Genomic DNA, 12,486 nt, shown 5'->3' with positions numbered 1-12,486 from the left:
CGGCGCGAGGCTGCCGGTCGGCGGGGAGCGGGTCCGGACTAGGCTGGGAGTGTGCCGATGGAGAGCCGAGATCCGCGCGGAACCCCCGCCACCGACCGGCTCAACTACACGGCCTACCGTCTGGCCCGCGCCCTCAACCGCGCCGCCGAGAACACCGGCCTGGCGCACGGCGTGACTCTTCCCCAGCTCCTCATCCTGCAGGTGCTGGGCGAAGGCGTGCCGTTGTCGAACGCGCAGGTCGCCCGGCGCACGTTCGTCAGCTCTCAGGCGGCGCACGTCGTGTCGGCCGAACTGCTCGAGTCGGGTCTCATCGAGCGGGTCGAACATCCCACGAACCGACGCGTGCGGCTGGTGCAGCTGACCGAGACCGGCTGGGACACGCTGGCCAAGTGCGAGGCCGAGATCCGCGAGCGCGAGGATCGGCTTGCCGAGATCATCGGCCCCGACCTCGGGCGCTCGCTCGCCGAGGTCTTGGACCGGGCCGCTGACACCCTCGCCGGCGGCTACTTCGGAGATGCGGAGGCCGAGGCCGAGGCGGTCGCCCAGCGCCGACGCCCCCGAAAGGGATCGGGACTGGCCCCGTCCTGACCCGCCGACGCGGGCGCACCTGGGGCCGCGGCATCCGTCATCGCTTGCGCAGCCGGACCGCGACGAAGGCCGCACAGGCGAACCCGGTGAGGGCGCCGATCGCCAGTGCCACCCTGCCGCCATGCGCGTCGATCACCCACCCCATGAGCAGGGCCCCGAACGGCACCATGCCGTAATTCCCGAGCGTCACGAGCGACATCGTCCGGCCGATCTGGTCAGGAGCGACGCTGACCTGGGCCGCCGCGTTGAGGATGCCCTGGTAGTACCCGACGCCGAGGCCCAGCAACGGCCCGAGAGCGAGCAGGATCGCCAGTGTCGGGGCGGCGGCGTTCACCAGGAGAGCCGCTCCGAGTCCCGCGCACGCGACGATGAGCGAACGCACCGTGACGCGATCGCGGCCGGCGGCGATGATGCCGCCCGCGATGGCACCCAGGGCGTTCAGCGTGTGGGTCGCGCCGACCGCCGTCGCGTCGCCCGCGAAGGTGAGACTCACGGTCGATGTCAGCACGAGCATGAGGTTGAGCGCCAGCAGGGCCACGAGCGCGTTGACGATGAGGAGCGTCACCAGTTCGCGACTGAAGAACGGAGGACGGATGCCGCGGCCCGGCCGCTCCGGCCGTCCCGGCCGCGGAAACAGCCGCGCCGGGCGGATGGCTGCGATCGATGCGAAGACCAGCAGGAACGACGCCGAGTTGACGAGCATGCAAGCCGTCGCACCCAGTCCCTGGAACGCGATACCGGCGAGTCCTGGACCGATGGAACGGGCGGACGCGAGCGCGATGGTGCTGAGCGAGACAGCGCGGCCGAGGGCCTCCGGTCCGACGATCTCGAAGATGATCGCCTGCGCCGCGACCCTCTCGAACGCGTGCACCGTGCCGAGCGCGGCCACCAGTGCGTAGATCGCCACGATCGGGGGCTCGGAGGCGAGGGTCACGAATGCGAGCCCCGCCACGACGAGCGCCGATGCGAGGGAGGTCACGAGCAGAATCGTGCGCGGTCGCACCCGATCGGCGAGGCGGCCGGCCGGAATACTCAGCACGAGGAGCGGCAGGAACTGCGCGACGGTCACACCGCTGAGCGCCTGGGCGCTGCCGGTCGCCTCGAGCACGACGAGCGACAGCGCGAGGTTCTGGAACCACGTGCCGGTGTTCGAGATCACCTGGCCGCTGAAGTACAGCGAGAAGCGGCGGTTGCCGAACGGCTCGAAGACGCGCAGGCGCGGCGCCCGGCTCATCGGTCGGCGGGAACGCGCTCCCGCACGAAGTCCGCGATCCGCTCCCGCACGCCGACCGTCGCCCGCGGATCGGCGTTGCTGGCGCGGATCTCGAGGACCGGGATGCCTCGCTCCTCGAGCGCCGCCGTGATCACGCCCGGCGCGGGGGTGTCGTCAGCGACGAGGTGCACCACGCCGTCGGCGCCGTGCGCGAGCGCCTCCTTCACGTACCACGAGGACGACATCGGCGGCACGTAGAGCAGGTCGGTCAATCCCACGAAGCGTGCCGCGAGCGTCCGCACCGGATCGTCTCCGTACCGGGCATAGCCGTCCGCGGCGATCGCGAGGTACATCGACCACACGAAGACCGCGCCGAATTCTTCCTGGAACGAGCGGTACATCTCCAGGTCGGACCACAGACCGCGGCCGATCCACATCAGGCGCCGCCTCTCACCCGGGAAGACGGCATAGCCGTCGTCGATGCGGCGTGCGACTTCGTCGTGGAGGCGCCTCGCTGCGGCCACCGCCCACGGCGTCCCGCGATGCCACTGCGGCACCATGACCGCCGGGATGATGTCGGTCACGGCAACCGGAAGCGGCCGGGCCGTCGCCAGCAGGTCGCGCGTTCGACGGTTCCACTCCGCCTGCTCGTTGGCGAGCGCCATGATGCCGGCGAGTTCTTCGAGGTCGAGGGTGCGACCTACGCGCTGCGCGAGCGTGGCGGCCAGCATGCGGATCTCGCCCTCGAGCAGATCGATGCGGGCCGCCCCGAAGATGTCCTCCCAGTCGTTCGCCGCGCGGTCCCACCAGCCGGCAGGCGCCGGCACGGCGGCCGTGCGCGAGAGCAGGAACGTCTCGGTGCCCGGGCGGCGACCCCACTGCTCGAAGATCTTGTGGGTGACGTCGCCGCTGCGCTCGGCGATCGCGAAGCGCGGTTCGGGCAGTCCGCCCCACGGCGCGATCTCGGCGGCAAGCCCCTGAGCGCCCAACGGCAGCACGTCGTACTGCCGGCTGTCGTCGGGCAGGCCCCGTTCCGCGACGACGGCGAGGCTGGCGGGCCCGGCGCGCTTGGCGGAGATGATCGAGGACCACCACTGGTTGACGACGTACGGGATGCCGAGAGCCCGCAGCACCTCGTGCGGTGCATCCGCATTCGCCAGGGCGATCGGCTCGCCATCGCGCGCCCGGCCGGCAAGACCGAGGAACCACTCCTTCTGGAACGCTGTCGCGACGGCGGCGCTCTCGAGCCGCGGCGAGCCCCCCGCGCCCCGGCCGCTCACGCGGATACCCGCCGCTCGACGAGGTCGCGCTGCAGGTCTCCGGCCGAATCGTGCTCACCGCCGGGCTGCACGCGCACGCTGACGAACGCGGTGCCCTCGAGTGCCTCGCGCTGGTCGGCGAGGTCCCACAGCGGGGCCTCGTCGAGCTCGCGGATGATCGCGGCCACCGCATCCGCGTCCGCGGCCCGTGCGACGTCGCGGGTGAGCGCCGCGCGGTCCGCGCTGGCAGTGGTGGCCGAGGTGGTGATCCGTGCGAAGTGGGCGTCGATCAGCCCCTCGAGCACGTGTTCGGTCGTCTCGCCGTAGACCGCCTCGCCCAGCCACGCCGCATCACCGGTGTCGTGGTCGTCGCTGACGACCACGACACGGCTGTCGGCTTCGAGCAGGCGGTAGAACGTGGCGTCGGGGTGCGACGAGCCGGTCGCGTGAACCCGCGTCGCCCCCGACACCGCGGGCGTCAGCGCCGCGTCGAGGCGTGCCACTGCATCGGCCGGCGCCATGCGCGCGGCATCCAAGACAGCGTCCAGGGCATCCGCGCCCGCGCACAGCGGGGGGTGGGCGCGACGGCGGGCGCGCAGCCGCCGCAGCGCGTGGCCGAGGGCTGCTTCGGCGTCGGCCGCCGCAGCGAGGGAGGCCGCGCTCAGCTCGCCTCCCGTCACGGTGGCAAAGAAGGCGGCCAGCGCCTCGAGCTGGAACAGCGCGAAGCGGCGCGCGGGCGAGGAGGGCTCGCGCGGCATGTCGAGCAGGTGCACCGGCAGCTCCGAACCGGTGGCCCGGAGCACATAGAAGAGGCGGAGGTGGGCCTGCGAGTCGTTGCACACGATCAGCCCGTCGAGCTGATGCGCACCGCTGCGCAGCTCCGTGAGCAGCCGCACCACGGCGGCGTCCGTCGCCCCGAGAAGCTGTTGCGCTTCGGGATCGATCACACCGGTCCACGATCCGGTCAGGCGTACGGGCCGGGCACCGAACGCGAGGAGCAGCTGCCGTGGCGCATCGTTGCCGACGACGCCGATCACCGGGCCGCTCGGGGTCACAGCACGCCGTCCTGGCGCAGCTGCGCCACGCGCTCGGCGTCGTAGCCGAGCAGGTCTTCCAGCACTCCGTCGGTGTGCTCGCCCAGGCCCGGGGCCGGCCGCGAGAGATCGGCGCGGCTGCGCGAGAAGACCACGGGAAGCCCGGTGCCGTAGAGCCCCTCGAAGTGCCCGAATCGCGGATGCACCAGCGGGACCACCTCGCCGCGTCCGGTGACGATGTCGTCGCGCACGGCGGTCGCCGTATCCCGCACCGGTGCGGCAGGGACGCCGTTGTGCTCGAACGCCGACAGCACCTCCGCCGACGAGCGGGTGCGGGCCCACTCGCTCACGAGGGCATGAAGCTCGTCGGCGTTGTCGACGCGCGCGTCTCGAGTCGAGAAGCGCGGGTCCTCGATCAGGTCCGACTGCCCGATCGCGGTGAGCGTCCCCTCGGCGAAGGCGTCGGTGGGGGCGCAGATCGCGAACCATCCGTCGACGGACTGGAACGTGCCGAACGGCGCGAGCCGGGGCACGACCGCCCCCGTCCGGAGCGGGAACCCGACCGACTCCAGGGCGTCGAACGGCTCGCACGCGACGAGCGACGTGAGACTGCCGAGCATCGAGACGTCGACGTGCTGACCTTCACCGGTGCGCTCGGCATCCATCACGGCGGCGAGAGTCCCGATCACCGCGAACAGCGGCGCGACGAGGTCGCCGATCGGCAGACCGAACCGCACCGGGGCGTCGCCCGGCTCGCCGGCGGTCATCATCACGCCGCTGAGCGCCTGGATGATGGTGTCCATCGCCTTGCCCTCGCCCGGGACGCCCTGAGCCCCGAAGCCGCTGATCGAGGTGTAGACGATGCGCCGGTTGATCTGCTGCACGGCGGCGAAGTCGATGCCGAGGCGCCGCGTCACACCGGCGCTGTAGTTCTCTACGACGATGTCGGCGTGGCGGACGAGGTCGAAGAACACCTCCCGACTGGCGGCGTGCTTGAGGTTGAGCGTGATGCTCTCCTTGCCACGACCGCGCGCCATCATCGAGACCGACATGTCGTCGGGACCGGTGCGCCGCAGCTGCAGTCCGTCGGCGGTCACGTACGGCGAGTTGTTCCGCGACGAGTCGCCGCCACGCTCAGGGTTCTCGACCTTGATCACGCGGGCGCCCAGGCTCGCGAGCAGCAGCGTCGCGTAGGGCCCCGCGAGTGCGGTGGTCAGGTCGATCACGGTCTTGCCCGCAAGCGGGGCGTCAGGATGGCTCATCGTGTGCTCTCCCCCGCGCGGACGACGAGTCGATCGCCGTCCCATGCGAGATCAGTGGTGAAACCGGCAAGCGCCGTGATCGTGCGCAGGTAGTGGGCGACCTGCTCGCCGCGCTCGGAGCGCCCGACGGGCACGGGGCGCGCCTCGTCGTCGATCCAGCACGGCAGGAGCGCCGCGCCGACCTCGCCGTCCTCGACGACCAGTTCGGCGATCGTGGTGTGCCGGCTCTCGGGGTGGAACGGATAGTCGGGCATCGCAGCATCCGGTTCGAAACCGAACAGGCGCCGCCGCTGCCGCGCCCACTCCACTCGCTCCGGGGATCCCTCCGCAGACACCGACAGGGCGCGCGTCACGGTGGCGAAGTTGCCGAGGCCGTGGAAGATCGCTCGGCCACGGTAGACCTCCACGCCCTTCGCGATGTGGGCGTGGTGTCCGATGACGGCATGGGCACCGGCATCCACCACCGCATGCGAGATCTCTCTCTCATAGTCGGCGATGTCGACGGGAACGTGGACGAGTCCCTTGTGCAGCGCGACGACGACGACGTCGGCGTGCGCGGCCGCGACCTCGACTGCTTCGCGCAGGCGGCCCAGACTCGTGGACTCCGCGTAGGTCCGCACGCGGGGCGGTCCGCCCGGGTTCGCGCCCCGCACCTCGTAATGCGTGATCACCTCGACGTATGCGGCGCCCGGTTTGAGGCTCGACGCCCACGTCTCACGGGGACCGACGCAGTTGACGCTCAGCACCGCGATGCGGGTGCCGTTCACGTCGGTGATCGCCGGCGTGAACGCCTCGTCGAGACTCTCGCCCACTCCCACCGTGCGCAGCCCTCGCGCGGCGCAATGGCGCACGGTGTGGCGGATGCCTTCCGGGCCGAAGTCGTAGACGTGGTTGCCGGCGAGGGTGAGGATGCCGAACCCGGCGTCGGCGAGGGCATCCAGGGCCGACGGCGGCCCGGGCAATGCCGGGACATCGGTCGTCTGCACCACGGCCCCGTCGACGTCGGCGTCGATGTGCGGGATCTCGAGCTGCCCGATGAGCAGGTCGCTTGCGCGCAGCACCTCGCGGGCGGGCGCGAGCAGCGGGCGGGCGTCCTCGCGCTCGAGCACCAGGTCGCCGACGGCACGGATGGTCGTCACGCGCCCCCCTCGCGCGCCGGCGTCGCCGCCGTGCGCGTCAGGAACGTCCGCAATCGCGTCGACCGCGGAGCGTCGAAGAACTCCGTCGACGGGCGGTCTTCGATCACCTGCCCCTCCGCCATGAACACGCACCGGTCGGCGACGTGCCGGGCGAAGTCGAGCTCGTGCGTGACGACGATCATCGTCATCCCGGCCTCGGCGAGGTCCTTCATGACCTGCAGCACTTCGTCGACGAGCTCGGGGTCGAGCGAACTCGTCGGCTCATCGAAGAGCAGGATGCGCGGATTCGTGGCCACCGCGCGGGCGATGGCCACGCGCTGCTGCTGCCCGCCCGACAGCTGGCGCGGGTGCGCCTGCGCCTTGTCGGCGAGCCCGACCCGGGCGAGCAGCTCCATCGCGCGGGCCTTCGCCGCGGCGGGAGGCACACCGTGCACCTTGATCGGCGCCTCGGTGATGTTGCGCAGCACCGTCCAGTGCGGGAACAGGTTGAACTGCTGGAACACCATGCCCATGCGACGCTGCTGCCGCTTCACGTCGGCGTCGGCGAGGGGGCGGATGCCGTCACGATGGCGTTCGTAGCCGAGCAGTTCTCCGTCGAGATACATCGCACCACCCTCGATCGACTCCAGCTGGTCGATGCAGCGCACCAGCGTGGACTTGCCCGACCCCGACGGCCCGAGCACCGCGACGACCTCCTGTGCGTGGACCTCGAAGTCGACCCCGTCGAGGGCGACGTTGTCGCCGTACTCCTTGCGCACGCCGACGACCTGCAGGACGGGCGTCATGGTCGCGCTCTCGCCGGTCATGCCACCGCCTCCGTCCGCTCGGCGACGCGGCGGGCGACCGCGGCTCGCGACATGCCTCTGCTGAAGTGCCGTTCCACCCTGCGCTGCACGAGCGTGAGGGCGGTGACCAGCACCAGGTACCAGATCACGGCGACGATCAGCATGGGGACCACCTCGTACGTGCGGTTGTAAATGACCTGCACCGAGTGCAGCAGATCGCCCATCGCGATGACGCTGACGAGCGACGTGCCCTTCAGGAGCGCGATCACCTGCGACCCCGTCGGCGGGATGATGACGCGCATCGCCTGCGGCAGCACGACGCGGGTGAACGAGTGCCACCGGCTGAATCCCATCGCGGCGGCGGCGTCGCGCTGCCCGGAGTCGACCGACAGGATGCCGGCGCGGATGATCTCGGCCATGTACGCGGCCTCGTGGAGAGACAGCCCGATGATCGCCGCCGTGAGGGGCGTGATGAGATCGTTCGTGGGCCAGCTGAACAGCTCGGGGCCGAAGGGCACGCCGACCGCGAGGCGCGGCAGCAGGTAGGCCAGGTTGTACCAGAAGATCAGCTGCACGAGGGGCGGGACTCCTCGGAACACCCCGACGAACACGATGCACGCCCACCGCAGCGGCGCGAACTCGGCGAGCTGTCCGGCCGCCAGGGCGGTGCCCAGAAGCGAACCGAGGATCATGCCCACGATCGTGAGCATGATGGACATGCCGAGCCCCATGAGCACGCTCGGGTTGAAGAGGTACTCCGCGACGACCGGCCACTCGAACCGTTCGTTTGTGACGAGGAAGAACGCGATCTGCACCGTGACGAAGGCCAGCAGGATGCCGACCACCACCCGCCACGGATGGATCCGGCGTCGTGCGCGCGCGGCATCGATCGATCTGTCGGCCGATGGGTTGCGGACCGGCTGGGTGGTGAGGTCGGTCATCGTCACTCGCTGGTCATCGGGTTGAGCGTGGGTGCGTCGACAGCGGTGTCCTCGATGCCCCACTCGGTCATGATCCGCTCGTACTCGCCGTTCTCGAAGATCGCCTCGAACGCGGCGAGCATGGGCTCTGCCAGCCCGTTCCCCTTCGGCATGAACATCGCGAGCTGGTCGACGCCCGCGCCCTGCTCGTCGGACTGGACGATGAACTCGTACGTGTCGGGATCGGAAGCCTGCAGATCGATGGCGGCCGACTGCGTCGTGCCGGCGTAGTCGGCGCGGTCGGAGTTGACCGCGAGGAACGTCGCGTTGCTGTCCTCCAGGCCGATGAACTCAGCGGGGTCGAGCCCTTCGTCGGCGCACCACTCGTTGTAGCGGGCCAGCTGACTCTCGGTCACCGAGCCGGTCACGCCCGCGACGCGCGCGCCGCACAGGGCCTCCGGATCGCTCAGCTCATCGGCACGCTCGGCGAGGTACACGTACGACGTGCGCGTGGTCATCCACACGACGGCATCGAACTCCGCCTCACGCTCGGGCGTCGTGCGGACCGGCCCGTTGAACGCGTCGAACCGACCAGACAGCATGCCGGTGAGCATCGCATCGAGTCCGGACGCGGTGACGATCTCGAACGGGACACCCAGCTGCTCCGACAGCGCCGCTTGGAGGTCCGGATCGATTCCGGTGATCTCTCCGCCCTCTTCGATCGTGCGGTACGGCGGGTGAGTGTCGCCGGCGATCTTGATGGCACCGGCGTCCTTGATCGCGTCGGGCAACTGGTCGTACAGCGGTGCTTCGGTGGCGGCTTCCGTCTGTGCCGGCTCAGCATCGGGCGCCGCCGAGGAGCAGCCGGCGACGAGGCCGAGGACGAGAAGCGGGGCGAGGGCGGCGACGCTCTTGGTGGTGCGCATGAGGACTCCACATCGTTGTGCAGATCGGGTCGGTGTCAGTCGATCACCGTGGATAACATCATAAAAGTTGATGATTGAGAATTTCAACTATCAATTCGGGACAGCCGATTGACGCCCACACGACGGCCGCGTTAGCGTTCCGAATATCAATTTCTATGATATTTCTTCGAAGGGGAAGAAGCCATGGTCCACCTCTCTCCTCACCGGCAGGCAGGAGCTCCGGCGAAGGCGCGGCGCACGCGAACCGCACCCGCCTGGCTGATCGGCACCGTCACTGCAGCCGCAGTGCTGGCGGTGTGCCCCATCGCCGCGGCGCCGGCGACCGCCGAGCCGACCGCGGCCCACCCGAACGCGGCGCAGCCGACCGCGGCCCACGGGACACCTGGGCTTCCGCCCGACATCCCCGCCGCGGGCACCGCGCCGGAGCCCACGCTGCCCCGCGCCGAAGGCTGGCCGTTCTCGGAGCAGTTCCCCCGCACGTCGGGAACCGGACGCTACGACGCCGGGGCGCTGCTGTGGACCGACTGGCTCTACGACGACATGGGCCGCGGCGACTTCACCTACGCATCGCCGGAAGCGGGAGCCAACGGTGCGGACGTGTTTCGCGCCGGCATCGCGGGCGACGCCACGCACACGTACTGGCGGGTCGACTGGAACACCCTCCTCGACTCCGACGTACCCGTCGCGACGTGGGCGTTCGACACCGACGCCGATGCGACCACCGGGGCCGCCTCGTGGCCGGCCGACGCCGGCGTCGCGTCGCCGGGCACCGAAGCGGCGATGATCGTCTCGTCGCGCGGCGCGTGGCTCATCGACGCGACATCGGGAGCCCGCACCGATCTGACGGCGTCGGGTGCGACCGTCACGGTCGACGAGGCCTCCCGGTCGTTCGTCGTCGCGGTGCCTCGCGACCTCATGACCGCCGACGACGAATGGACCGTGCGACTCGCGGCCGGCGTCGCGAACGCGTCGGGCGACGGGTTCGCTCCGGCACCCGAGGGCGGCGACGGTTCGCGCGTCTACAACGCCGTCTTCCGGGATCGCGACGACGAGCCGTTCCTCGCCGGCGGCTGGACCGACTCGTCGACGCGATGGAACAACGGCGCCCAGTCCGCCGCGCTGACGGCTGGCGACGTCAGCGACTTCGCCGTCGAGGTGGATTGGAGCCGGATCGCCCAGCGGGCCTCGACAGCGGAAGCCACCCCCACCGGATACTCGACACGCTGGTACGTCTCGTCACTCGACCTCGGCCAGGGACTCGACGCGCAGGCACGTGACACCTATGGTCCCGCCCTGCGGGACCCCTCGTTCTACGGCCGGGTCCAGCCCTACACCGTCTACGTGCCGACCGGGTACCAGCCCGGCGAGCCCGCACCGCTCACCCTGCTGCTGCACGCCGGCGATCGCAACCACAACGGCTTCGGTGGCGCGACTCAGGATGATGTCTACGGCCCCATGTGCGAAGACCGCGGCTCGATCTGCGTGACGCCCCTCGGCCGCGGCAACACCACCTGGTACATCAACGAGGGCGAGCTGGACGTCTGGGAGGCCTGGGGGTCCGTCGCACGGGCGTACGCTCTGGACCCGGATCGGACCGTCATCGGCGGGTGGTCGATGGGTGGGGTCGGCACCACGAGGATCGCGGCGAACCATCCGGATCTCTTCGCCGGGGCCGTGATCGTCTCAGGTGCGGGCTACTACGACACGCAGGGCCGACGGGATCAGGCGGGAGACGACAGCAGGATGGAGAATCTTCGCAACCTCGTCACCTTCATGGATTCCGGATCGGCCGACGTGGCGCTGAACAACACGCGCCGCTGGGATGCCGCGGCCGATGCCGCCGACATCCGGTACCGCGCCAACTACTACGAGGGTGCGACGCACGGCGAGCTCGGAGAGTCGCTCGGGTGGAGCGACGTGGCGGAGTACGTGGAACAGCATCCGGAACGCACCCACTCTCCTGCCCAGGTGACGTTCCGCTGGGAGCCGGGAGACGCCCGGCCCGACCTCGGGATCACGGTCGACCGCGCCTACTGGCTGACCGACATGGCGGTTCGCGACGCGTCGGCCCGCTGGAGCCGCGTCGCGGCCACATCGCACGCCTTGACCACGGCATCCACTGAGCCGGTGCTGACGGATCAGATGCAGGTCATCGACGGCCGCAACGTGCAGGTGCGCGACCAGGCATGGGCATCCATCGGCCAGCAGGACCCGCACAACGCGCTCGACCTCTCGACGGAGAACGTGGCGAAGCTGCGGGTGGACCTAGACCGGGCGGGTCTCGACCCGTCAGAGCCGGCCCAGCTGAGCGTCACGTCGGACGGCGAGGTCACGATTCAGCTCACCCGCGATGGCGCGACCCGCGTCGCTCATGTCTCCGCCGGAACACACGCTCTGGCAAGCCCTGAGGCGCCGGTCGATGTGACGGCGCAGCGCATCGGCGGCGGCGCAGTGCGCGTCAAGTGGAGGGCCCCCGCATCAGACTTGCCACTGGACCGCTACATCGTGCGGGACTCGTCGGGTGACGTCGTGTGCGAGACGCGTGCGACAACGTGCCGGCTCACCGGCGACCGCAACGGCGGGTCTCAGGACTACACAGTGACCGCAGTCAGCGTCCTGGGGTCGTCCGAGCCGGCGACGGCATCCTGGCGGTGACGCGGCGGCTACGGCCCGGTGCGTGACGAGGAGGGCGGGCCCCCGGTTCTGGGCCCGCCCTCCTCGTCACGCTCGTCTACGCGCCCCGGTCCTTGAGCGAGCGAGGACGCTTCGTCTCGTCGCTGGCGCTCCTCGCTCAGCGACCGACTCGCGGGACGGAACCCGCACCCGGCGCACACGCCGGTTGGCCGACACCGCGGTTCCTCCACAGGTGCCGCGAGCGGGCCTCGTCGGGGAGTTCTCCACAGGCCGGTTTCGGCACCTGATCTGGGACTTCGAATGTCGGTGGCCCTCGTCAGAATGGGGGTATGCCGAACCTCGCCGACGCTCTCACGGAGCTCGGCGACGCGCTGGCGAAAGTGACCGTCGCGGCCGTTGCGGACGGCGGGCTGCGGGGGCTGGATGACGCCGCGGTGCTCGGCGCGCTGGCGGCGGCGGGCCGGATCCGCCGGCACGCGGAAGCGGTGATGGTGGAGGCGGTCGCCGTGATCACCGACCGCGATGGCGGTGTCGGTCACGCGGACCGCATCACGACGCGGTATGGATGCCGCACCATGAGCGAACTCGTGCAGCGTGCGACACGGGTGTCGCGGCGCACCGCAGGCGAGGTCATCGCCGCCGCGGGTGCGGTGCAGCAACAGGTTGCGCTGTCCACGGGGGAGGTGTTGCCGGCGCAGTTCCCCGCCATGCGGGCCGCGTTCGCGG

Annotated in this window: 10 protein-coding genes and 1 pseudogene; 3 read left to right on the top strand and 8 right to left on the bottom strand. The window is 70.6% G+C overall.

Features of this window, described 5'->3' with window-relative positions; all coding sequences use genetic code 11:
- The first annotated feature begins 57 nt into the window (after positions 1-57).
- Positions 58-588, top strand: a complete 531-nt coding sequence (locus ACI3KY_RS08450; RefSeq protein ID WP_404929729.1) for a MarR family winged helix-turn-helix transcriptional regulator — start codon at positions 58-60, stop codon at positions 586-588.
- A 37-nt stretch (positions 589-625) separates the two neighbouring features.
- Here the strand turns inward: ACI3KY_RS08450 and ACI3KY_RS08445 are convergent, their stop codons facing one another.
- Genes ACI3KY_RS08445 through ACI3KY_RS08410 form a run of 8 tightly spaced genes read right to left on the bottom strand, consistent with a single transcriptional unit; the run spans position 626 to position 9,126 of the window.
- The gene (locus tag ACI3KY_RS08445) at positions 626-1,822 is read right to left on the bottom strand and encodes an MFS transporter (RefSeq protein ID WP_404929728.1); all 1,197 of its coding nucleotides are present in this window, start codon (positions 1,820-1,822) and stop codon (positions 626-628) included.
- Entirely contained in the window at positions 1,819-3,081 is a 1,263-nt protein-coding gene (locus ACI3KY_RS08440; RefSeq protein WP_404929727.1) for a 2-hydroxyacyl-CoA dehydratase, read from the bottom strand. The genes ACI3KY_RS08445 and ACI3KY_RS08440 overlap by 4 nt, the downstream gene beginning before the upstream one ends.
- A complete protein-coding gene (locus ACI3KY_RS08435; protein WP_404929726.1) occupies positions 3,078-4,115 on the bottom strand; it encodes a 2-hydroxyacyl-CoA dehydratase in 1,038 nt (345 codons plus the stop codon). Before ACI3KY_RS08435 ends, ACI3KY_RS08440 begins: the two co-directional genes overlap by 4 nt.
- Positions 4,112-5,356 (bottom strand): CaiB/BaiF CoA transferase family protein, encoded by a 1,245-nt coding sequence (locus ACI3KY_RS08430; protein WP_404929725.1) that lies wholly within the window; start codon positions 5,354-5,356, stop codon positions 4,112-4,114. Before ACI3KY_RS08430 ends, ACI3KY_RS08435 begins: the two co-directional genes overlap by 4 nt.
- Positions 5,353-6,495: a CapA family protein gene (locus tag ACI3KY_RS08425; protein WP_404929724.1), complete on the bottom strand. Its 1,143-nt coding sequence runs from the start codon at positions 6,493-6,495 to the stop codon at positions 5,353-5,355. Before ACI3KY_RS08425 ends, ACI3KY_RS08430 begins: the two co-directional genes overlap by 4 nt.
- Entirely contained in the window at positions 6,492-7,301 is an 810-nt protein-coding gene (locus ACI3KY_RS08420) for an amino acid ABC transporter ATP-binding protein (RefSeq protein WP_404929723.1), read from the bottom strand. Before ACI3KY_RS08420 ends, ACI3KY_RS08425 begins: the two co-directional genes overlap by 4 nt.
- Positions 7,298-8,221, bottom strand: coding sequence for an amino acid ABC transporter permease (locus tag ACI3KY_RS08415; RefSeq protein WP_404929722.1), 924 nt, complete (start codon positions 8,219-8,221; stop codon positions 7,298-7,300). The genes ACI3KY_RS08420 and ACI3KY_RS08415 overlap by 4 nt, the downstream gene beginning before the upstream one ends.
- Positions 8,222-8,223: 2 nt before the next feature.
- Positions 8,224-9,126 carry a transporter substrate-binding domain-containing protein gene (locus ACI3KY_RS08410; protein WP_404929721.1) on the bottom strand — a complete coding sequence of 301 codons (903 nt, stop codon included), beginning with the start codon at positions 9,124-9,126 and terminating at the stop codon, positions 8,224-8,226.
- A 183-nt stretch (positions 9,127-9,309) separates the two neighbouring features.
- Between ACI3KY_RS08410 and ACI3KY_RS08405 the strand changes: the two genes are divergently transcribed.
- Positions 9,310-11,781: a prolyl oligopeptidase family serine peptidase gene (locus tag ACI3KY_RS08405; RefSeq protein WP_404929720.1), complete on the top strand. Its 2,472-nt coding sequence runs from the start codon at positions 9,310-9,312 to the stop codon at positions 11,779-11,781.
- Between the two features lie 308 nt (positions 11,782-12,089).
- Positions 12,090-12,486: pseudogene (locus ACI3KY_RS08400) on the top strand (HNH endonuclease); the annotation flags it as partial.

The sequence above is a fragment of the Microbacterium sp. ZW T2_14 genome, assembly GCF_044987405.1.
Classification (GTDB): Bacteria; Actinomycetota; Actinomycetes; order Actinomycetales; family Microbacteriaceae; genus Microbacterium.
Note: the sequence above shows the minus strand (reverse complement) of the source record. Positions and strands in the feature narration are given on the sequence as shown.

Excerpts from the sequence above, each read along its gene's own strand:
- ACI3KY_RS08450 (WP_404929729.1), top strand. The coding sequence starts at position 58 with ATGGAGAGCCGAGATCCGCGCGGAACCCCCGCCACCGACCGGCTCAAC.
- ACI3KY_RS08445 (WP_404929728.1), bottom strand. The coding sequence starts at position 1,822 with ATGAGCCGGGCGCCGCGCCTGCGCGTCTTCGAGCCGTTCGGCAACCGC.
- ACI3KY_RS08430 (WP_404929725.1), bottom strand. The coding sequence starts at position 5,356 with ATGAGCCATCCTGACGCCCCGCTTGCGGGCAAGACCGTGATCGACCTG.
- ACI3KY_RS08420 (WP_404929723.1), bottom strand. The coding sequence starts at position 7,301 with ATGACCGGCGAGAGCGCGACCATGACGCCCGTCCTGCAGGTCGTCGGC.
- ACI3KY_RS08415 (WP_404929722.1), bottom strand. The coding sequence starts at position 8,221 with ATGACCGACCTCACCACCCAGCCGGTCCGCAACCCATCGGCCGACAGA.
- ACI3KY_RS08410 (WP_404929721.1), bottom strand. The coding sequence starts at position 9,126 with ATGCGCACCACCAAGAGCGTCGCCGCCCTCGCCCCGCTTCTCGTCCTC.
- ACI3KY_RS08405 (WP_404929720.1), top strand. The coding sequence starts at position 9,310 with ATGGTCCACCTCTCTCCTCACCGGCAGGCAGGAGCTCCGGCGAAGGCG.